This window comes from Chryseobacterium panacisoli (assembly GCF_008274625.1).
In the GTDB taxonomy this organism is placed as follows: Bacteria; Bacteroidota; Bacteroidia; order Flavobacteriales; family Weeksellaceae; genus Chryseobacterium; species Chryseobacterium panacisoli.
On record NZ_VTRU01000001.1, the window covers coordinates 1083540 to 1105198 of the forward strand.

At 37.2% G+C, this 21659-nt stretch carries 19 protein-coding genes; 10 read left to right on the forward strand and 9 right to left on the reverse strand.

Annotated elements, in window-relative coordinates:
* Window positions 1–10: 10 nt before the first annotated feature.
* Together FW781_RS04900 and FW781_RS04905 are read right to left on the reverse strand one after the other, a co-directional pair.
* The gene (locus FW781_RS04900) at window positions 11–931 is read right to left on the reverse strand and encodes a helix-turn-helix domain-containing protein (protein ID WP_149386388.1); all 921 of its coding nucleotides are present in this window, start codon (window positions 929–931) and stop codon (window positions 11–13) included.
* 64 nt (window positions 932–995) lie between these two features.
* Window positions 996–1823 carry an SDR family NAD(P)-dependent oxidoreductase gene (locus FW781_RS04905; RefSeq protein WP_149386389.1) on the reverse strand — a complete coding sequence of 276 codons (828 nt, stop codon included), beginning with the start codon at window positions 1821–1823 and terminating at the stop codon, window positions 996–998.
* Window positions 1824–2045: 222 nt separating this feature from the next.
* On the opposite strand from FW781_RS04905, the gene FW781_RS04910 reads away from it, so the two are divergent.
* On the forward strand, window positions 2046–3110 hold the full coding sequence (locus FW781_RS04910; protein ID WP_149386390.1) for a serine hydrolase domain-containing protein: 1065 nt from the start codon (window positions 2046–2048) through the stop codon (window positions 3108–3110).
* A gap of 4 nt (window positions 3111–3114) precedes the next feature.
* On the opposite strand, the gene FW781_RS04915 is transcribed toward FW781_RS04910, so the two are convergent.
* Window positions 3115–3981: a LysR family transcriptional regulator gene (locus FW781_RS04915; RefSeq protein WP_149386391.1), complete on the reverse strand. Its 867-nt coding sequence runs from the start codon at window positions 3979–3981 to the stop codon at window positions 3115–3117.
* Window positions 3982–4177: 196 nt separating this feature from the next.
* On the opposite strand from FW781_RS04915, the gene FW781_RS04920 reads away from it, so the two are divergent.
* The 4 genes from FW781_RS04920 to FW781_RS04935 all read left to right on the forward strand — a co-directional run bounded on the left by FW781_RS04920 (window position 4178) and on the right by FW781_RS04935 (window position 7751).
* A complete protein-coding gene (locus FW781_RS04920; RefSeq protein ID WP_228720177.1) occupies window positions 4178–5047 on the forward strand; it encodes an alpha/beta fold hydrolase in 870 nt (289 codons plus the stop codon).
* A 46-nt stretch (window positions 5048–5093) separates the two neighbouring features.
* Window positions 5094–6056: a zinc-binding dehydrogenase gene (locus FW781_RS04925; RefSeq protein ID WP_149386393.1), complete on the forward strand. Its 963-nt coding sequence runs from the start codon at window positions 5094–5096 to the stop codon at window positions 6054–6056.
* A 143-nt stretch (window positions 6057–6199) separates the two neighbouring features.
* Window positions 6200–7054, forward strand: coding sequence for a LytR/AlgR family response regulator transcription factor (locus FW781_RS04930; RefSeq protein ID WP_149386394.1), 855 nt, complete (start codon window positions 6200–6202; stop codon window positions 7052–7054).
* 70 nt (window positions 7055–7124) lie between these two features.
* Entirely contained in the window at window positions 7125–7751 is a 627-nt protein-coding gene (locus tag FW781_RS04935; protein ID WP_228720140.1) for a dioxygenase family protein, read from the forward strand.
* A 212-nt stretch (window positions 7752–7963) separates the two neighbouring features.
* Here the strand turns inward: FW781_RS04935 and FW781_RS04940 are convergent, their stop codons facing one another.
* The 3 genes from FW781_RS04940 to FW781_RS04950 all read right to left on the reverse strand — a co-directional run bounded on the left by FW781_RS04940 (window position 7964) and on the right by FW781_RS04950 (window position 9819).
* Window positions 7964–8422: a MaoC family dehydratase gene (locus tag FW781_RS04940; protein ID WP_149386395.1), complete on the reverse strand. Its 459-nt coding sequence runs from the start codon at window positions 8420–8422 to the stop codon at window positions 7964–7966.
* Window positions 8423–8731: 309 nt separating this feature from the next.
* Complete coding sequence (locus tag FW781_RS04945; protein ID WP_077418640.1) at window positions 8732–8926, reverse strand: cold-shock protein; 195 nt, start codon at window positions 8924–8926, stop codon at window positions 8732–8734.
* A gap of 107 nt (window positions 8927–9033) precedes the next feature.
* Window positions 9034–9819, reverse strand: a complete 786-nt coding sequence (locus FW781_RS04950; protein ID WP_149386396.1) for a DEAD/DEAH box helicase — start codon at window positions 9817–9819, stop codon at window positions 9034–9036.
* Window positions 9820–10263: 444 nt separating this feature from the next.
* On the opposite strand from FW781_RS04950, the gene FW781_RS04955 reads away from it, so the two are divergent.
* Together FW781_RS04955 and FW781_RS04960 are read left to right on the forward strand one after the other, a co-directional pair.
* Window positions 10264–11211, forward strand: coding sequence for a beta-1,6-N-acetylglucosaminyltransferase (locus FW781_RS04955; RefSeq protein ID WP_149386397.1), 948 nt, complete (start codon window positions 10264–10266; stop codon window positions 11209–11211).
* Between the two features lie 125 nt (window positions 11212–11336).
* Window positions 11337–12551 carry a winged helix-turn-helix domain-containing protein gene (locus tag FW781_RS04960; RefSeq protein ID WP_149386398.1) on the forward strand — a complete coding sequence of 405 codons (1215 nt, stop codon included), beginning with the start codon at window positions 11337–11339 and terminating at the stop codon, window positions 12549–12551.
* Between the two features lie 74 nt (window positions 12552–12625).
* Here FW781_RS04960 and FW781_RS04965 read toward each other — a convergent pair whose 3' ends face one another.
* The 3 genes from FW781_RS04965 to FW781_RS04975 form a co-directional block, all read right to left on the reverse strand.
* The gene (locus FW781_RS04965; RefSeq protein ID WP_149386399.1) at window positions 12626–14134 is read right to left on the reverse strand and encodes an amidohydrolase family protein; all 1509 of its coding nucleotides are present in this window, start codon (window positions 14132–14134) and stop codon (window positions 12626–12628) included.
* Between the two features lie 270 nt (window positions 14135–14404).
* Window positions 14405–15325 (reverse strand): AraC family transcriptional regulator, encoded by a 921-nt coding sequence (locus tag FW781_RS04970; RefSeq protein WP_149386400.1) that lies wholly within the window; start codon window positions 15323–15325, stop codon window positions 14405–14407.
* A gap of 192 nt (window positions 15326–15517) precedes the next feature.
* Window positions 15518–16429, reverse strand: coding sequence for an SDR family oxidoreductase (locus FW781_RS04975; RefSeq protein ID WP_149386401.1), 912 nt, complete (start codon window positions 16427–16429; stop codon window positions 15518–15520).
* 368 nt (window positions 16430–16797) lie between these two features.
* Here FW781_RS04975 and FW781_RS22345 point away from each other — a divergent pair, with 368 nt between their 5' ends.
* The 3 genes from FW781_RS22345 to FW781_RS04985 all read left to right on the forward strand — a co-directional run bounded on the left by FW781_RS22345 (window position 16798) and on the right by FW781_RS04985 (window position 21572).
* Window positions 16798–16947, forward strand: coding sequence for a hypothetical protein (locus FW781_RS22345; protein ID WP_172625667.1), 150 nt, complete (start codon window positions 16798–16800; stop codon window positions 16945–16947).
* 196 nt (window positions 16948–17143) lie between these two features.
* On the forward strand, window positions 17144–20098 hold the full coding sequence (locus FW781_RS04980; RefSeq protein ID WP_149386402.1) for a SusC/RagA family TonB-linked outer membrane protein: 2955 nt from the start codon (window positions 17144–17146) through the stop codon (window positions 20096–20098).
* A 10-nt stretch (window positions 20099–20108) separates the two neighbouring features.
* Window positions 20109–21572 carry a RagB/SusD family nutrient uptake outer membrane protein gene (locus FW781_RS04985; RefSeq protein WP_149386403.1) on the forward strand — a complete coding sequence of 488 codons (1464 nt, stop codon included), beginning with the start codon at window positions 20109–20111 and terminating at the stop codon, window positions 21570–21572.
* Window positions 21573–21659 lie beyond the last annotated feature (87 nt).

The following is a 21659-nucleotide window of genomic DNA, read 5'->3' on the forward strand; positions in this document are numbered from 1 at the left end:
ACCGCAAAGATTAATTGAAAGACTTCCTGAACTCTAAAGGAGAAAGCTTGGTTTTGGTTTTAAATAAATTACTGAATGACTGGGAATGCTCAAACCCCAGTGCATATGCCACTTCACTCACAGACAGGCTGGTGGTGGAAAGCATTTCTTTGGCCTGGCTGATCAGTTTATCATGAATATGCTGTTGGGTACTCTGCCCCGTTAAGGAACGCAGCATATCACTTAAATAACTGGGTGAAAGATGGAGGTTTTCTGCAAAATAACTTACCGTAGGAATTCCTTTATTAAGAGACATTTCATCTTTAAAATACCCGTCCAGCAAATCTTCAAATTTTTGCAGAAGAGTACTGCTGGTTGCTTTACGGGTGATAAACTGGCGCTTATAAAAACGGTTGGCATAGTTCAGAAGCAGTTCTATCTGAGAAATCATCACATCATGGCTGAAATCATCAATACGGCTGTTGAGTTCAGATTCAATAAAATTGAAAATTGAAAGTACTGTATTTTTCTCTTCTTCAGAAAGGTGCAGGGTTTCTTTTGTGGAATAGGAGAAAAAGCCATATTGCCTGATCTTCCTGGCGATGGGATATCCTAAAAAGAAATCAGGATGAATGAGCAAAGAATATTGAGAGCAGACCGTATCACTGTTCCCGTTCCCTCCTATCACCTGGCCGGGTGCTGCAAACAGCAGTCCGCCTTCATTAAAATCGTAGTAGCCCTGTCCATATTCTATTCTGCCATCCAGTTTTGGTTTATAGGATATCTTATAGAAACTCAGAACATGTTTTTGAGACAATTTATCAGTAGCGACCAGATTATGCGCCCCATTCATTAAGCTAATGAGAGGATGCTTCGGTTTTGGCAGTCCGAAAAACTGGCTGGCCTCTGATAACGATTCAAATTTGAACGGAGTTTGATCTGTCTTTTTCATAAATGGTATTTTAAAGGTACGAAAAACCGGCTATAGTTTTATAACCGGTTGTAACAGTTTGTTATTACCCTTGCGCTGCGCTGGAAACTTCATCCCATGCTTCCCAAAGATTGATTCTTTCTGCATATACAGACTTCACCAAAGGAAGGTTATGGCTTCCCAGGTGGAAACGCAACGGCGGATTTTCAGCATCTACCATTTTGAAGAGTGCTTCCGGTGTTGCCTTAGGATCTCCCTGCTCATAAGACTGAATGGTCTTTATAAATTCTGTCTTAAAGTCATTGTACACCTCCATATTCTGTGAAAATTTCAAGGAATCCTGACTTCCGAATTCTGTAGCATAGGCCCCAGGTTCTATAATGGTTACTTTAATTCCGAACTGCTTAATCTCTTCTGCAAGACTCTCATGGATGGCCTCAAAAGCCCATTTGGAAGAACTGTAATACCCAATGACAGGCAATGTAACATGTCCGAGATTGCTTGATGTCCCCAGAATATGCCCGTATCCCTGTTCTCTCATAATCGGTAACGCTGCCTGAATGACACTTACAGGCCCCAGAATATTGGTTTCATATAAAGCACTGATTTCGTCTGCACCCGCCTCTTCTATGGTTCCTACCAGCGAATATCCTGCATTATTCAGTACGATATCCAGTTTTCCGAAATGCTGATGGGCTTTATGTACGGCTTCTTTTACCTGTTCAGGATGGGTAACATCCAGTGCTAAAGTAAGTACATTATCACCGTATTTCTCCTTAAGATCAGCGATGCTTTCCACTTTCCTTGCAGTGGCCACTACTTTATCACCACGTTCCAACGCTGCTTCAGCCCAGATACGTCCGAACCCTCTTGATGCTCCGGTTATAAACCAGATTCTATTTTGCTGTATCATAATTTTAAATGTTTTATTGACAAAGCAAAATTATAAAGCCTGTTTCCTGAAATTGTAGTCTAATCGCAGAGCTTTGTAGGCGAATTGAGGATCTTTAATTTTTAAACAAAACCATAAGAGCTTTAAATACTTAAGTGAGTTTTGGAGGACAGAAATATCATACTATGTAATATTCTTACCCATAAGGTTGTTTTATGAATGACTAACCCACAAAGACTCATCATGAATATTAAAATTACATTACTGCTTCTTCTTATTTCCAATTATTTTTTTTCACAAACCATCAACCCGGAAAAATTAGATCATTATTTCAGTTATATTGAAAAGAATAATCTGGGAGTGGGCAGTTTATCTATTTTTAAAAATGGTAAAGAGGTTTATTCTAAAAATTTCGGACAAAAAAATATCCCGGAATTAACTTATAATAAGAATACTAAATATCAGGTAGGCTCTGTTACCAAAATGATTACAGCCGTTTTAATTTTCAGGTTAATTGAAAAAAACAAACTGAATCTCAATACTCAACTTTCAGAGTTTTATCCGGAGATTCCCAATTCTGATAAAATGACCATTAAAAATCTATTGGAACATACCAGCGGGCTGGGAAGCTATGTGGTGAAAGATGGAGAAGTATGGGTTACCGGAAAAGTGAATGACAAAGAAATAATGGATCTGATCATCAAACAGGGAAAGAGTTTTGAGCCCGGTGAAAAAGTGGCCTACTCTAACTCTGCGTATTATCTTTTAACGAAAATTCTCGAAAGAAAATATGAGAAATCGTTTTACAAGATCGTTCAATCAGAAATTATAAATCCTCTCCGGTTAAAGAATTTAATACCTTTCAAAGCCAATCAAAAAAACATATTCCTGCCTTATCGTTATGAAAACAATTCCTGGAGTATGTTGAAAGAGGAAATAGACTTTCTCAATGTAATCGGCGTGGGTGATATCTCTTCAACCCCTTATGATCTGAATATTTTCATCAACAGTTTATTCCATAATGTCATTCTGAAAAAAGAAACACTGAAACTGATGGAACCTGTATTGGGAAAGGAAAATTGGGGAAGAGGAATGGCAATCTGGGACTTTAATGGCATTACATTTTACGGCCATGGCGGCGATACCTTAGGATCACACACTATTCTCATCTATAATAAAGAGGCAGATCTCTCCATCGCTTATAATACCAATGGAGAACGGATTAAAAAGGAGGATTTCATAAAAAATGTAGTTAATCTGCTCTATAACAAAGAAATTACGCATCCTGAAATCAAAAACAAATTGTAATAGATCATAATAATTGCGCATGCATATCAATAAAGCACTGCAAAGCTTTGGACTGCGGTCCGTCTTTTCTGAAAACAAGAATAGTATTCATGGTTCCCAACTGTTTATTCAGCCCATAGGTCCTAATATCTCTTCCTGCGTAATATTTGGAAACAATTTCTTCCGGCAGAATACTGATTCCCAAACCTGCTTCCACGAAGTTGATCACACCCTCAATAGAATTCAGGGTGGTACTTTTATAATTCAGAATTCCTTTATGGCTTAGCCACGATTCTAATCTTTCCCTGAAAATACAACCCTCGTCAAATACGACGATCTTCAGGGGTTCATTCGCAATCAGGGTTGGCAGGTTCGGGCCTTTTGATGAGGTAAGAATGACAAGCTGTTCTTCTTTGATACAGATTTTCTCCAGTCCTTTGGCATTTACAGGAGCAGAAACAAAAGCAGCATCAAGCCTGTAATCTAGAACTCCGGAAAGTACAGCATCTCTTGTATCAGATTTAAACTCCAGCTCAATACCGGGATATTTCTCATCAAAAGTATTGAGGATCCCGGGTACTTTCAAAGCCATTGTTGTCTCTATACAACCTATTTTCAGACATCCTCTGATATTCTCACCGCTCAGAATATTGTTCTTTGCTTCTTCCACCAAATGCTGAATCTGTTTAGAATACTGCATCAGGATCATCCCTTCAGAAGTAAGCTCTACCTTCCTAGATGTACGTGAAAAAAGCTGAGTCTTAAACTCATCTTCAAGGCTTTTTATTCTTGCCGTAACATTGGACTGAACGGTAAACATTGTGGAAGCGGCTTTTGTAAAACTTCCACTTTCTGCCACGGCTTCAAATATTTTCAAATCGTTTATATTCATTTCAATTAATCATTAAAAGTGATTGTATTGATTATAATTAATCGTTTCCAGTAATCAAATATCTGTATTAATTTTGAACTGTCAAAAAAAATAGATGAAAACAATTTCAGGACAATTCATTGCAGCCCTGTCGGTTTGCTTACTGATAAGCAATATGACCATGGCCCAAAAAAAATTAACTTTAAACAATCACATCATGGAAAACCACCCTATCCACTACAGAAACATCAAGGTCAATGATCTAAACCTGTTTTACAGAGAATCAGGCCCAGCAGATGCTCCTTCAATACTTTTACTGCACGGATACCCTACTTCATCACATATGTTCAGAAACCTGATTCCTATTCTGAGTAAAAAATACCACGTCATAGCTCCTGATTTACCAGGTTTCGGCTATTCTGATGCTCCGGACCATCAACAGTTTTCATATACTTTTGATCATCTTTCAGAAACGGTACAGACATTTATTGACCAACTGGGAATGAAGCGTTTTGCGGTTTATATCTTTGATTACGGTGCTCCGGTAGGCTTACGCCTTGCGATGAACAATCCAGAAAAGATCACCGGTATTGTCTCACAAAACGGGAATGCCTATGAAGAAGGATTAAGCAAGGAATGGAATCCTATACAGAAATACTGGAAAGACCCCTCACAGGAAAATCGTCTTGCATTGAAAGACTTTGTTTCTAAAGAAGCTACCCAATTTCAATATTATCATGGTGTCTCTGACCCTTCAATCATTGCACCGGAAGCCTATACACTCGATCAGAAATTCCTTGACAGACCGGGGAATATAGAGATCCAGCTGGACTTAGTAAAAGATTACAGAACCAATGTAGCTTTATATCCCAAATTTCATGAATATTTCAGAAAATACCAGCCAAAGATGTTATTGGTATGGGGAAGCAAAGATCCCTACTTTTTACCTGCAGGAGCTGAAGCTTATAAAAAAGATCTTCCCGCTGCAAAATTAAAATTTTATGATACCGGACATTTTGCTCTGGAAACCAACGCTGAAGAAATAGGTGCCGAAATATTTGAATTTATGGGAACACTGCCTCAATAGTGAATGCGGGTTTTAAATTATTAAAAAGTAAGCAAAATATGTAATTATGAAAACAATTGTCATAAAAAACTACGGCGGACCGGAAGTTCTGGAGGCAGCGGAAAGTCCCGTTCCTTTTATAGCGGAACCTTCTCAGGTATTGGTGAAAGTGAGAGCAACTTCGGTAAACCCTCTGGATTATCAGGTAAGACGCGGAGACTACGCATCTCAATTTGAATTACCTATCACGACCGGCCATGATATTGCGGGTGATGTTGTTGCCGTGGGTGAAGCTGTAAAAAAATGGAAACCCGGTGATAAGGTTTATTATTCCCCACGTTTTGGCGGGCCGGGCAGTTATGCAGAATATCATCTTACGGACGAGTCCACATTATCAGGAATGCCTGATAATCTCAGCTATGAGGAAGCCGCTGCGATTCCGCTTATTGGAGGAACGGTATGGGAAATGCTTGTAGTAAGGGCTCAGGTAAAAAAAGGAAACCGCATTCTCATTCTTGGAGGTGCAGGAGGGGTTGGTTCACTCGCCATACAGGTGGCTAAATCATTAGGTGCTTATGTGTACACAACAGGACAGAGCATTTTACACGAAAAGCTTCAGCATCTTGGAGCGGATGTAGTTATTGACCATCATAAAGAAAATTGGGTTGAAGAAATACAAACTCATACTAAAGGAAAAGGTGTTGATGTCATTATCGATACGGTTGGAGGAAATACGCTCTCAGACAGCCCTCTGGCTTTAGCTGATTATGGTAAAGTAGTAACTCTGGTTGACATTGCACAGCCACAAAACCTCATCCATGCCTGGGAAAAAAATGCAACGTATCATTTTGTTTTTACCAGACAAAGCAGAGATGAGCTTCATCATATTACCCAACTGATAGAAACCGGACAGGTAAAACCCGTTATAGACAGTGTATATCCTCTTGAGGAGGTTCAAAAAGCCCATCAGAGAATAGAGGATTCAAAACGCGACCGACCTTTATTGGGTAAAATAGTGCTTTCATTGTAAGTGAATCTCCGGCAAATATCTCCGATATTTGCCGGAGATCTATTTTGAAAATCTTGTAAAATCAAGATCTGATTCCGATAACTTATTAATAATGTTTTTGTTAAATTTGATAGAGAATAAAAACATAATGAATTGATTCCCAAATGACACATCCAATTTTGAATATTAAAACTGAATGGAATTTTGCTCCAGGCATAAGAAAGCTGCTGATACTGCTTTCGGGAGCGGTTCTGTTTGTAGTGGGATTGACCATTTTTCAGGATTTCCTGGAATCAAAAAGAAATGGCTACGGCTTTTATTTCAGTGAATCACTCCTGTTTAAAACGGTTTGGTTTCTCTATATCCCGATGTTAATGATCGTGTATAAAAAATTAAAAAGCAATACATTAACCAGACTTAGCAAAACTATATTTCTTATTGTATCAGCTATTATCTTGCATATTTTCATGTTATCCGGTATTGCTGCGGGCATTTCATTTTTCTTTTTTCACTGGCAATATGATCTGTTTAAGTTTCTTTCCTATACAGTAACTCATGATTCCTATACACTGGTTATTATCTATACAGGATTTGTATGGAGCTTCAGACTGATTTCAATTCCTCAGCAAGTAAATGTTTCCTCAGAAATAAAACCTACACAGCCCGCAATTGTCATTAATAATGGTAAAGATAATGTGATCATTCAGGTAGAAGATATTATACAGATTACTTCTGCCACACCTTATGTTTCTATTCATGTTAAAGATAAAAAGTACCTGCATTCTGAAACGCTGAAATCTATGCATGAAAAGCTGAATTCAAAAGCTTTCGTAAGAGTTCATAAATCTACCTTGGTGAATCTTTCAAAGGTAATTTCTTTCAAATCCCGTCTGAACGGAGACTATGATTTACAACTTACAGACGGAAGTATGGTGAGGCTAAGCAGAACTTATTCGGCTGAATTTAAAAAGCAGTTTCATATGAAGTCATCGGGTCACAATATCAATTCATCAGGATAAAACACTTTATTTTTCTATTCTTTTTCATGCCCATAATTTTGTCTATACAATCAACTTAAAACGGCAAACTATGGATTTTAACAACAGAATTATGACATTATGGGTAGGCATGATTATGTCAGGTTTAACATCATGTCAGGGACAAAACAAACAACAGACCGGAGGGCCTTGTGAAGGATGTGAAGCCATCTTTGAATACAAAAATAAGCGGTTAACTACCGTTGATACTCTTCCCGGATTTCATCTCAACAAACCTCAGTTGAAAGTCACGGGAACTGTTCTAAAAAAGGATGGAAAAACACCCGCCGAAAATGTTATCATTTACATTTATCATACCAACCGGCAAGGAATCTACGAGACCAAAGGTAATGAAACCGGCTGGGGCAAACGTCACGGAATTTTCAGAGGATGGGTGAAGACAGGAAAAGATGGCAGATATACCTTCTATACATTCAGACCTGCATCGTATCCTGACCGCAGTGAGCCTGAACATATTCACGTTACGGTAAAGGAACCTTCAAGAAAGGAATATTATCTGGATGAATATCTCTTTGATGATGATCCGCTTTTAAACCAAAACAGGAGAATTCAGTTACCCAACAGAGGAGGTTCCGGAATCGTAAAACCGGTAATGGAACACGGGATTTTAACCATAAAAAGAAATATTATTCTGGGTAAAAATATTCCATTCTACTAACCCGATCTATTCTGCAGCCAATCATTATATTTGAAAAGACCTCTCAAACCTGTTTTTCGGATATGGAAAAGAAGTTGGTGCTAAAAAACATTTAAATCTTGAACATTAGATAGCCAGGATTAATCCAAAATACGCCGTTCGGAACCGGAAAAGATATGACTCTTCATGCTTTGGAGCATTATCCGTTAAAAATCAGCAGAGTAATTTTTGCATCAGGAAAAATGATAAAGAAAAACCACATCACCCGTATAAGCAGGTTTTATATGATCTTTAATGAGCAGTTTGGCTTCAACAACTGCTTTTACAGTTCCTTTGAGGTTGATTACTGATTTTACCGTTGCCTGCAATTTTACCTCACTGTTTACCGGCACAGCATCTCCGAATTTAAGGTTTTCGATTCCATAATTGATCTCCATTTTTACATTGCGGACATCAGCAATCTGCTTCCAGAGATAGGGAATCAATGATAATGTCAGATAACCATGAGCAATGGTTGATTTAAAAGGGCCTTCTTTTTCCGCCCTTTCTTTATCTGTATGGATCCACTGATCGTCTAAAGTAGCATCTGCAAATCTGTTGATTTGATCCTGATCTATCATATGCCAGGCAGAATCTCCAATCATCTGTCCTTCAAGAGCCTTGTACTCATCAAAATTATTGATAACAATCATATTATTCCTGAACCTTTTAGGGAATTAAAATATTTACAGCAGTTATACTTACCACGGTAACAATTGTATATCAAGTCTGCATATTTTATTTTCAGACCTCAATCTCCCTGAATCCCTGAAAAACCTCTCACATAAAGTAAGAGGCTTATGAACATCATGAAAATAAAAAATAATCTACTTGCATCAATGTCTTTTCAAACAATATCCAGATACTAAAGTGTATGGATGTTGAATTGAAAATAATATAAAAATATGAGACTTGACATGTCAAAGGATGTTAAGTTAACATCTATGCAATTAAGATTTTAATTATGCCAACTTAACGTTAACAGCATTTAAACCTTTATCACTTTTTTGTACATCAAAAACGACTTTATCATTTTCCTGGATTGATCTTGTGTTTAATCCTGAAGAATGTACAAATATATCTTTACTTCCATCTGCTGGAGTAATAAAACCGAAGCCTTTTGCTTCATTGAAAAATTTTACGGTGCCTTCTTGCATTGTAATTATTATTAAAAATTATATATTATAGTCTGTAAACGTTACAGATTCTATTCCTTTTCTTGTTCTGATCCTGTACACATAGTTTTCAGTGATATACTGAGGTTCTACGACTGCTGGACCAGTTTGCCGGTTACATGTTGGGTACGTGTAAAAAGCAGTGATCTTATGTTTTTTTTTTGCAGAGTATCCGTCTGCATATCTTTTTTCTTTTCTTTTTCTGCAAAACCAACCGGCTTCTTAGTAGTCTGTATTGCAGAAGAATCCGGACTAACAGTAACCTCTACAGGATTGTTCAGAATTGTTCCGGCAAAATGTTTTACACTTCCCGGCATTGTTGTAGAAAAAAACAGATTTTGTCTTTTCTGGGGAAGCAGTTTTACCACTTTTTTTATCTCATTAATAAAACCCATTTCAAGCATTTTATCTGCTTTATCTAAAACAAATACTTCAATTTTTGAAAGATCAATATGTCTTTGATTTTCCAGATCGAGCAGTCTTCCGGGTGTTGCCACAAGAATGTCCACTCTTTTTCTCAGCGCTGCAAGCTGGCTTCCGACAGGAATCCCTTCATACACAGAAAGCTGAGACAATGGCAAATATTTACTGTAAATTCCAAGATTTTCTTCCAGCTGTCTGGCCAATTCCGGTGTGGGTGTAAGTATTAAAATCCGTATTTCTTTATGATCGGTAGTATGCCTTTTCAACAGCTGCAGAATAGGCATAATAAATGCTGCTGTTTTTCCTGTACCTGACTGAGCACATCCCAGAACATCCCTGCCCGTTAAAATAGGTGGAACTGCGTTACACTGTATTTCAGTAGGTCTGGAATATCCTGCTTCTGTCACTGCGCGGATAATGGGATTAATCAGGTTTAAATTTTTAAAATTCATTATAAATTCCGGCTTTCCGGTATTTCGTAAGCAAGTCTGTTTATCAGAATTGAGTTGGTATATTATTAAGGATAAACAAATAAAGAATACTTTTTTCTGCTCATCTTTTTCTTGTTTTAGCTACAATAATATCCTTAGTTATAGTATGGATTATGCAGCCATGACGTATCGCTTCTCTACAATAGAACTTTATAATCTCGATTTCTTCTGAAAAATAAAGACTATAAATTGGTAGCTGAAAAAGCAAAACTGAAAGAAAAAAATGTGATTTTAAACTATGACAGAATAGCAAAGGCAGTGACCTGTTTTATAAATGTTCTGCAAACTTACAATAAAAAAGGCAAACAAAACTTTATTTAAATGATTGATTATCAAAAAATTATTCTTACCTTCTACCAATCAATCAAATTGTTTGCTCTCGCGGATGATTTTAAACGCCGAATCATGCAAACTTCCGATCCCATAGCCAAACCTTATCCCAAAACTCTGGAATCACCTACAGGCTCGCATGTAAGGATTGCTTATTTTATTATGCTGCATCATAAACCTAAGGTGTTTAAAGAGATGTTTCAGAAGATTTATACAAGGGACCAGTTTTATCTTATCCATATTGACAGAAAAGCTAAACCTGATTTCATTGAAAAAATACAGCTGTACATCGTTCAATTTCCCAATGTCTATATTCTGGACAGCCTGAATATTGTGTCAGGAGGCTTCAATATGGTTCAGGCAGAGCTGAATGCTATGGAATTTCTGCTCAATGTAAGTAAAGAATGGGATTATTTTATCAACCTAAGCGGTGAAGATCATCCTCTGAAATCACAAAACATCATCCGCCAGTTTCTTTCCACCCATAAAGACCGAAATTATCTTTTTTATTATGACCAGAAATTTTACAGACCGGATACTCTGCAGAGAATACAGAACCATTTTACGGAATTAGCTTATATGATCTCATCCTTCATCTATAAAAGAACATTTATGAAGGGAGTGATTCCCTATATTGGTGGAAAATGGTTTATTTTCACCCGAGAAACCTGTACATTTTTAACCAATAACAAAATGGTAATGGATTTTGAAGATTATTATCTTCATACTTTTCTGCCGGCAGAATCTTTTTTTCAGACTGTTCTTATGAATACTTCATTTAATGATATCATCATCAATGATGATAAAAGAGCGGTACTTGAGAAATCAATTTTTCCAAACACACGGGATACATCCACTTACATCGAACACTTACAGTCTGGAAATCAACTTTTTATCAGAAAAATAAACAGCAAAACTGATGAATATATAAGAAAATATATTGAAGAAAGTTTTCATCTCCCCTTACCTTATGTGAATGAGATTGAAAGAGAATTAAAAAGGGATAACAGCAATAACAACTGACACTTCCTCTATATTCAGTTATCAGTCATCCCTGGCGGGGTATTTAAATGATATGCTACTCAATGCTTTTCAGTCAAATCATTATATTTGAAAAATCATCACAAACAAACCTGTTTTCTCCGGAAATGGAAAAGAAGTTAACATTGGAGCATTTAAAGCTTGCAACATTAGATAGTCAGGGATTAACACAAAATACACCGTTCGGAACCGGAAAAGATGCGGTTCTTCATGCTTTGGAACATCTCGGATATGTACAGATTGATACTTTATCTATGGTAGAGCGTGCCCATCATCATACACTTTGGACAAGAATCCCGGACTTCAGGGCAGATTATCTGGAAGAACTGGTAGAGGAACGTAAAATATTTGAATATTGGTTTCACGCCGCTTCTTATCTTCCGATGCAGGATTTCCGGTATGTTTTACCTCAAATGCAGACCATCAAGCGAGGGGAATCCCGCTACTACAATGCAGATTCAAAAGTAATGAAATATGTCACAGACGCCATCCGCAATGAAGGGCCTAAACGGGCAAGGGATTTTGAAAACGAAAGTCATAAAGCAGGAACCTGGTGGAACTGGAAGCCTGCCAAACTAGCTCTTGAAAGACTTTTCATGCAGGGAGATCTGATGATCAGCGGGCGTTCCGGAATGCAGAAGACCTATGATCTGGCTGAAAGGGTTCTACCTTCTTCCATTGATAGTACAGAACCTACTCCATTTGAGTTGGCAGAATATCTGGTGAAAACCAATCTCCGTGCTTATGGATTTACCACCATAAAACAAATTACGCATCTCCGCAAGGGAAATGACCTGAAGAAAAATGTCAATGAAGTGTTACAAACTATGCTGGAAGAAGATAGAATCTCGAAAGTCAAGGTTGATGGAGGAAATTCCGTTTTTGTTCAAAATGATTTGCTGGAAAAAACCTTTGATCTGACAGATTCCAATGTATGGCTGCTTTCTCCGTTCGATAATTCCATTATTCACCGCGACCGGATCAAGCAGATATTTGATTTTGATTTCAGGCTGGAATGCTATACTCCAAAGGAAAAAAGACAGTATGGATATTTTTGTCTGCCCATCCTGTTTGGCAATCAGTTTATAGGAAGAGTTGACTGTAAAGCGCACAGAAAGGAAAAAAAGTTTGAGCTTATTCATTTACATATTGAAAATGATACAATAGATCCTGAAGTCTGGCTTACCCCTTTTGCAGAAACCTTAAAACTTTTTGCAATCTTCAACGGCTGTGAATCGTTAGTACTCACAAAAGTAAGCCCTTCAAAATTGGGTTCTATCGTAAAAAGGGTATTATCCTCCAAATCAAAGCTGAAAAAATAGTCTTCATTGATATTAAAAGAAAAATCGCATTATTAAGTCAATAATGCGATTTTATTTTTTCAGGAAAACCCTGACTAATTTAATTTTTGATTCGTTTTCTGAACAAAATCATTCCATTGCAGGTTCAGATAAGTTACCGCTTTCTTTTTCTCATTTTCATTCAGAGAAGAATAATTAATGGAATTGAAAACCAGTTTTTTTAACGCTTTTACATCCAGCTCCCAATACACTAGTGCTACCCAGAAATCATAGCTAAGCCCGGTATATCCGTACACTGAAGGATCATCACTGCTGATGGAGCACTGCACTCCATTGCTTAGTAATACTCTGGCAGGGTGATTCCTCATATCACTTACATATCCCAGAACCTGGTTACTGATTGGGCTTACCTCAACCAGTTTATTCTGTTTTCTGATCTGCTCCATGGTTTTTGGAAAGTAGATCAGATTCAAGCCATGGCCGATTCTTTTGTTGTTTAATAAAGCGACATCCAGCACATTTTTATTCAGGGCAGAATTACTTTCTCCGGCATGAAGGAAAAGAGGCATTTCTACGCCATACTTTTTGTTAAGCTCATTCAGTTTTGTCCAGTTTTTCTCAAAGAAATTGATGTTGTGTCCTGCTGCTTCGTCTGCCACAAGATCAAAACCTGAGATCATATCCGGAAATTCTTTCTTCATCTCAAATGCTGTTTCCAGCTGTTTTCCGATACTTTCATTATCCAGGAATTTAAAACTTGAATAGATCAGTTTCAGGGTAAACTGCGGATCAGATTGATGTATTTCTTTAAGAATGTCCTGCAGATCTGTGATGGAAGTTTTTAAAGGGTATTTTCCATGCTGGAAATCGTAAAGCTCTTCAAAAATATATCTGATTTCTACGTGCTGTACTTTATCTTTGATCAAATCCTGAAATCCTTTTAAATAATATTCTTTAAAGAAAGGACGGTAAGGAAGCAACAGATTAATACGTTTAAAACGTTTTTCAAATTCAATCCAATAATCTGTATAGGAACATAAATGATCACGTTTCAGAGTAAGAAGGTCCTGTAATTGTTTTTCAAAATCAGGGTTTGTGTTCAGTTTTTTATCAAGACTGACAAATCCGTTCGGAACTTTTCCTTTTTCAAAAAAAGCCAGCTGTCCGAAAATAAACTGATCATTATCTTTCTGATCGTAAACGTAGCATTCATTGTATTTTCTGGCAGCCGAAATAATCCATTGCACCTCCGTTATCCCACCGCTGTGGGTGTGCAGCAAGCCTCCTTTAGGCATATTCTGTAATACTTCGTACAGTTTACTGCCTTCTATTAATGGTCTTATTTCATAAAAAGAGCTGTTGTATAAAGATATTTTTTTTGCTTCTGTTTCACTCAAGAACTGTTTACGCACCTGGAATATTTTCTTATCCAAAACCATTTCTGCCTCAGATAGCTTAATATCAGCATCAAATGCCATTGCTGCATTTTCCTTCTCAGACAATTTCCAGTTCTGCTGGTAAGCAGATGTTTCGGTTACTTTATTTTGTCCCCAAAACAAAGGTGCTCCCAAAAGTGATATATAAATAAGGTATTTTTTCATCATAAATAAATATTGGAAGAGTTTTTTGTACTATCGGTTATGTCTTAACCGTCAAAAGTAGCTTGTTACAGCAAAAATTGTGCAGAATAAAGCTATTTCAAAAATAAGATTTATTTTTCTTTTAAAAACTTCAGTATGCTTTTCCTATTTAAATCAAATTAATTAAAACTGAGCATTCGATTCTACTTTCAGTATCACAAAAACCCATAGCATCATTAAAAGTTAATAATACTATGGATTTGTGTGCATTAGGAAAATTTATTTATCCATTCCTTACTGAAAAGAAGTTCGGAATTCCAGCGGAGAAAGCCGGGTTTTATTTTTAAACAGTTTTGTAAAGGACTGTGGATGCTCAAAGCCCAGTTCATAAGCAATTTCACTTACTGAGAGATCTGTAGTAGAAAGCTTTTCTTTTGCCTTTTCAATCAACTTATCATGAATAAACTGCTGGGTACTTTGTCCGGTAAGGGTCGTTAATAACCGGCTAAGGTAATTGGGTGATATCCCAAGTTCTTTGGCCGTAAACTGCACTGTGGGTAATCCTTTTGACACCAGATCATTATCATTAAAATAATCCTCCAATAAAGTTTCCAAACGGTTAAGAATGGTATGATGAGTTATTTTTCTGGTGATAAACTGCCTTTCATAAAACCGTTCAGAATAATTGAGCAATGTTTCAATATGGGAGATGATAATATTCTGACTGAATTTATCAATCACCCCATGATATTCCTGTTCAATATTTTCTATAATTCCATTGATGGTAAGCTCTTCTTTTTTTGAAAGAAACAAAGCTTCATTCACCGAATAGTCAAAAAAATCATATTGCTTTATGGTTTTTGCCAGTGAGGTATTCCACAGAAAATCAGGGTGAATCAACAGCATCCAGCCGGATTGTTTCTCTTTCGGACCGGAATATGATTCAATTCTGAAAACCTGTTTCGGAGAAATGAAAAATAATGTTCCTTCATCAAAATCATATTCATTCTGGCCATATTTCAGCTTACCATTCAATCCTATTTTTAAAGAAATCTGATAAAAATCCAGCATCCAATTGACTTCTCCGATATCATCAGGCCGTTTGACATTTTTGTAGTCTATCACACTGATCAACGGATGCTCAGGAGATGGTAACCCTCTTGAACGGTGAAATTCTGTAATGGGTTTTATTCTTTTTATAGTCCGTTGTTCCATATCTATAAAATTACAAATTGTTTACAAGTTATTACACTACAGATAGCCCAGATTTTACCGATGTTTACGGTTAATACTGTACACTTAAGAGTAAATCGAAGATTTTAAAAATTTATGTGAACTACTCTACCCAAAGATATCCTCTTCCTCTAACTTAATTGCTAAATCTTTTGTGACTTTTGTGGTTCAATACTACACTTCTTCATTTTGGTAAGCAGCGGCAAATTCTTTTGCAAAATCTGCCAGTTTTACTTTCCCCAGGGTAGGCTGATGCCGATAATAATCTTCGTACAGAATTCTGCTTCCCTGACTTGCCTGCGTTTCTACAAAACCTTGAGCCACCTGCTCATTGAAACCAACATGAAGCCAGTTTTGCAATAATTCTTCATCTGAAATTACTTTCCACTGCAGATCCGGTTTACCGATTGATTCTCCCAAAGCTTTTGCAATTTCATTAGGAGAGACCTCATCGCTGGCCACATAGCGTATTGTCCTCCCGTCAAATGGTTTTTCAATTTCCTCAGCTACAGCCTCTGCAATATCCAACGGAGAAACCCACGGTTCTTTCTGATCTCCTCCCCAGTTGGAAACAATAGCACCTTTGTTTTTTATTGTATGGATGAACGACAACATATTGAAGTAAATACCGACAGGGCGAATGAATTTAATTGCAATATCATCAGGTAATTGTTTCAGAATCTGTTCTACATGATGATGAAAGACAATAATCCCTGTCCCCTGATCCGTATGAGCTCCAATACTGCTGAGGTGAACAATCTTCTTCACTCCCGAACGTTCTACAGCAGTTTTGTAATAGCGACCGATTTCACTGATTTTTCCGATAAAATCAATATTTTTATCAAATAGATCTCCCGCAGCTTCCATTGTTTCCATTAAATAAACAATGTCTGCTCCTGTAAACGCTTCTGTAAGAAATTCTGTATCAAACATACTGCCTATAGCAGCTTTTGCTCCCAGAGCTTCTATTGCTGCTATTCTTTCTTCCTTACTGCTGATCACCGTTACTGAATGTCCTTTTTGTATAAGTTCTTTTGTAAGTGGTTTTCCGATGTTCCCGAGAGAACCTGTTAAAACAATATTCATTTCTTTAATTTTTTGTTGATGTAAAATTCTGAAATGCATTTAAAGAAGATTTCACCGGATCAATCTTCTTCTTAGCCAAAACTGACCTTGTGTTATAAAATAAACAATAAGTCTACAAAAACAATAGACTTATTATATTAACTTTAATTCACATCCACAAATTTTATTTTTTTATAAATTTTTAACATATCACCAAATAAAACAATTTATTGATTTGCAAACAGTTAAATAAAATACATTTTACAAAACATTATTAGTCTACCAATTTAGTAGATTAATATGATTTATCTCATACCCTCCTTTTACCGGAGTTTCTCAATTATTAAATAATTTTGACACAGTTAAAAAAAACATAAAATTCTATTCTCATGAATAAGAACTCCTTTGATTCTTACCTATGCACTATTCTGGCAATAGCTGCTGCACAGCATAAGTGTTCTGCAGAGCCTGGCCTTTCACAGCACAACTGTATTTCTCAAGACATGTGCTTTGATATGATGTGCGAAATGATGATGTGACACCTTTTTAAGAGATACATTCATTACTGTAGGAATTAAAGCCATAAGTTCAAGGCTTCTTTAATCCGGGTACGTCTCCTGTACATTTTACGATACTATTTCTTATATCTCCCTGAAAAAGGAGAAGGGAAAATATTATTGAGTACAGACAGATCAGCAGTAATACACAGTTCAACTTTAAACCTAGATTAATATAATGAAAAAGAAACAATGTAAACTTGGTGTATTGGCCTTACTCCTATTCGCAGAATATGGCTATGCCCAAACTAAAGACAGCCTTTCCAAAGAAACTTCGATAAAGGAAGTGGTTGTGGTAGCCTTCGGGAAGCAGAAGAAAGAAGAGATCACAGGATCTGTACAGTCATTGAAGGCAAAAGATTTGTCTAATCTTCAAAACGGAAATATTCTTCAGGGGATTGGAGGAAAAGTCGCAGGAGTACAGGTAATTTCCTCAGGGCAGCCAGGTTCTCAGCCAACCATCAGAATGAGAGGAATAGGTTCTATCAATGCTTCCAGTGATCCTTTAATTGTACTGGATGGTATTCCTTACAGCGGAAACCTGAACAGCATAGCCGCATCGGATATTGAAAGTATTTCTTTTCTTGAAGATGCTTCTTCCAATGCTTTATATGGTTCCAGAGGAGCCAACGGAGTGATTATCGTGAATACAAAAAGAGGAAAGAGTAAAGGAATAAGTATTGAAGCCGATGTAAGAACCGGTGTCAATTTCAGATCTATTGAGGACTACTCTGTTTACACTTCTCCACAGGATTATTATACTGCTTATTATAACAGAGCCAGAATTGGCGAAATCGCAAGACTGAAGCAACCCGGAGCTGTTCCTTCCGGACCAAGCCCGCATGATGTGGGACTTTCAGCACTGAATAAATTAGGATATAATGTTTATAATGTCCCGTTCAATCAACTGATTTCAAAGGATGGATCTTTCAATCCGGATGCACAGTTATTGTATCAGGACAACTGGAAAAAACTGCTTTTCAGACCTGCCCTGAGAAGAGAGGCAACAGTAGGAATCAATGCCAATGGAGATCAGGTAAAATCTTATACTTCCCTTAATTATCTGGATGACAAAGGATATTTAATTTCTTCCGGTTTTGAAAGATTCGGTATCAGATCAAATGTAGACTACTCTATCACACCAAAACTGAAATTGACCAGTGCTTTGTCTTATACCTACAGTAAGCAGGATTTTGGGGAGACAGGGGGCTTTTCCAACCCTTTCCAGTTTGCAAGAAATATCGCTCCATTTTATCCTGTTTTTCTTAGGGATAACAATTATCAGAGATTGTATGACAGCAATGGAAATGCTTTATACGATTATGGAGACGGTCAGGGCCCCAACGGAGCAACAAGATCTTATGCCGTTTTTGAAAACCCTGTGGGCAACCTTCAGAAAGATAAATCTCAGATCGTAAGTAATATCACCAATCTAAATCTTGGATTAAATTATGAAATCATCAAAGGACTTGATTTCACTTACAACTTTGGTGCTTATCTAGAAAATACAAGAAATCTCCAGTTCGGAAATACGCAAGGAGGAACTTCATCTTCTGTAGGGGGAACGATTTCGCAAGGTTCTAATTTTAAATATACTCTGAACCACCAGCAATTGCTTACTTATCAGAAAAAACTTGGAAATCACAGTTTTAATCTTCTTGTAGGCCATGAGCTGAACAAAATAAAAGATGATGGCTTTTCAGGAACAAAACAGCAGCTTTTATTACCTGACTCTCAGTCTTTTGACAATGCTGTGAAAATTACAGATTTATCAGGAAGCGGTTATGAATATGCTGTAGAAGGATACTTCACAAGGTTATTGTATAATTATGACGGAAAATATTTCTTTAATGCTAATATCCGTAGAGATGGTTCTTCCGTTTTTTCTCCGGAAAGCAGATGGGGAAACTTCTATGGATTGGGACTGGCCTGGAATATTGCAAAAGAAGATTTTCTTAAAGACAACAGTGTGATTAATTCTTTAAAATTAAAAGCTTCTTATGGGCAGCAGGGAAATGACAACATTCTTTTAGGAGGTTCCAGCAGAGATTATTATGCTTATCAGGATATCTACGGAATTAATAATTTCGGGGATGACAAGCCCGTTCTCTCACTTAAAAAACAAGGAAATAAGGATTTAAAATGGGAAACTTCCAAAAATCTGAATGCCGGTTTTGAGCTCTCACTTTTAAAAAACAGAATAACCCTGAATACTGATTATTTTGAAAGGAAAGTATCTGATATGATCTACACCCTTCCTCTTCCCCCGTCCAATGCCGGTTCTTATGTAAAATACGGAAATATCGGGGATATGATAAACAGAGGGGTTCAGGCGAATTTAAGTGTGGATATTCTTCGAGGAGATGAATTCCAGTGGAGCTTTTATGCCAATGCCACTCATTATAAAAATAAGATTACCCGATTACCGGCTGAACAAAGAAATACAGGTCTGGTTTCCGGATTGTTTATCCTTACAGAAGGTGGAGACCGCTATACTTATTTCCTTAAAGAATTTGCCGGGGTAAATCCTGAAAACGGAGATGCTTTATGGTATCGTACATCCATAAATCCTGCCACTCAGAAAGAGGAAAGAACAGTCACCAATAATTATAAGGAAGCTACAGATTATAATACTGGCAAATCAGCGATTCCTAAGGTATATGGTGGATTTGGAACAGATTTCAGTTATAAAAGATTCAATCTGGCAGTGAATTTCGCGTATCAGTTCGGAGGGTATGGATATGATGATATTTACAGAAGCTTATTCCATTCGGACAGCTATGGATCTAACTATTCAACGGATCTGGATAAAACATGGACTCCTGAAAACCCGACCGCAGCGCTGCCGAGAGTAGATCTCACTGCAACGAACCAAAACGGAAATTCAACGCTTTATCTGATTAAATCGGATTATATCAGTCTTCAGGATGTAACACTCTCCTATCAGCTTCCTGATGGTTTTGCACAGCAGGCAGGTTTATCAGGGCTGAAAATCTATGTAACAGGTAACAACCTGTATCTGTGGTCTAAGAGAAAAGGATATGACCCAAGAGCTTCACTGACGGGAGTTTCTGATGCATATAGATATTCTCTGTTGTCAAGTGTCTCTTTAGGTTTTAAGCTTAATTTTTAAAAGAATAGGAATGAAAAAAATAAAATACTTTATAGCAGCTGTAACCATAGGTTTTATGATCAACAGCTGTGCCAATGATCTCAATACTTTACCGGAAGGTGATATTTCAGGTGAACAGCTGAATAATGACTCTTCCAGTCCGGAAAAAATCCTGGGCGGAATTTATCTTGATCTTCGCAGTAATGGCGCCGGCGGTACTACCGTTCACTCAGATTTCGGAATCATGGGAATCAAAGCAGGTGCCGACCTGATGTCCAATGATGTCATCCAGTCTACGAACCAGCATTTGGGAATGTTTTATAATTATGAAGCAACCAATGCGAGCAACATCGCCTCTGAGATTGTATGGACTACTTTTTATGCAAGAATATTTGTGATCAATAAGCTTCTCGATGATTTGGATAAAAATGCAAACGCAAAGAACAGAGCAATTGCAGGACAGTTATTGGCTTTGAGAGCCTACTCTTATTTTTATTTAGTTCGTTTTTATGCCAATGATTATAACGGTCATCAGTCTGAACCGGGACTTCCATTAGTACTTACCACAAGTAATCCCAGCCAGGGACTTCCAAGATCAACTGTAGCCGAGGTGTATGGACAAATCAAAAATGATATTGAGGAATCTATTACGCTTTTAGATACGTATGCCCGTCCGTCCAGAGCCCAGATCGACAGAAGAACAGCCAAAGCAATTGCTGCTGAAGTATTTCTGGAAACGGGAGATTACATCAAAGCAGCCCAATATGCTGAAGAAAGCAGACAGGGCGTTGGTCTTATGACAGAAGATGATTATACCACCACCGGATTTTCCAATATCAATAATCCTGAAGTAATATGGGGGTTTCATAATACGATTTCTACTATGAGCATCGGAAATTATTATGCCTCATTCTTCTCGATGTTTGATAATACCAACGAAGGGTATGCCGGAGCTGCACAGATCCGTAAACTGATAGACAAACGTCTTTATGAAGCAATTCCGGACACGGACTACCGTAAGAAAGTATTCAATGGCAGTCAGGCTGCAGCTTATACTTTTAACGGAAAAACAAAAAATTATCCGCCTTATGTAAGCTGGAAGTTTAAGGATCCTACTCTTTTTGAAGGAGATTATATTTACATCCGGGCTTCCTCATTATATTATGTACAGGCTGAAGCCCTTGCCAGACAGGGAAGAGAAACGGAAGCAAGACAGGTATTATTCGAAATTACGTCGAAAAGGGATAAGGGTTATATCCTATCTACAAAGTCAGGCAATGAACTCATCAATGAGATTGTTCTTCAAAAAAGGATAGAACTTTGGGGCGAAGGCTATGCATGGTTTGATATGAAAAGATTAAATACTCCTTTAGAAAGAGTATACACAGGGACGAACCATACTTTTGGAAGGTTCAATCTTACTCCGGATAAATTCAGATTCCAGATTCCTAATAAAGAGATTAATAATAACCCACAAATCAAACAGAATGAATAGATAAACTAAAACAATTTTACATTCAAATATATTCAGTGACGAGGTGCCATTTACTTGTAAATGGTGCCTTTTTATTGATAATTACTG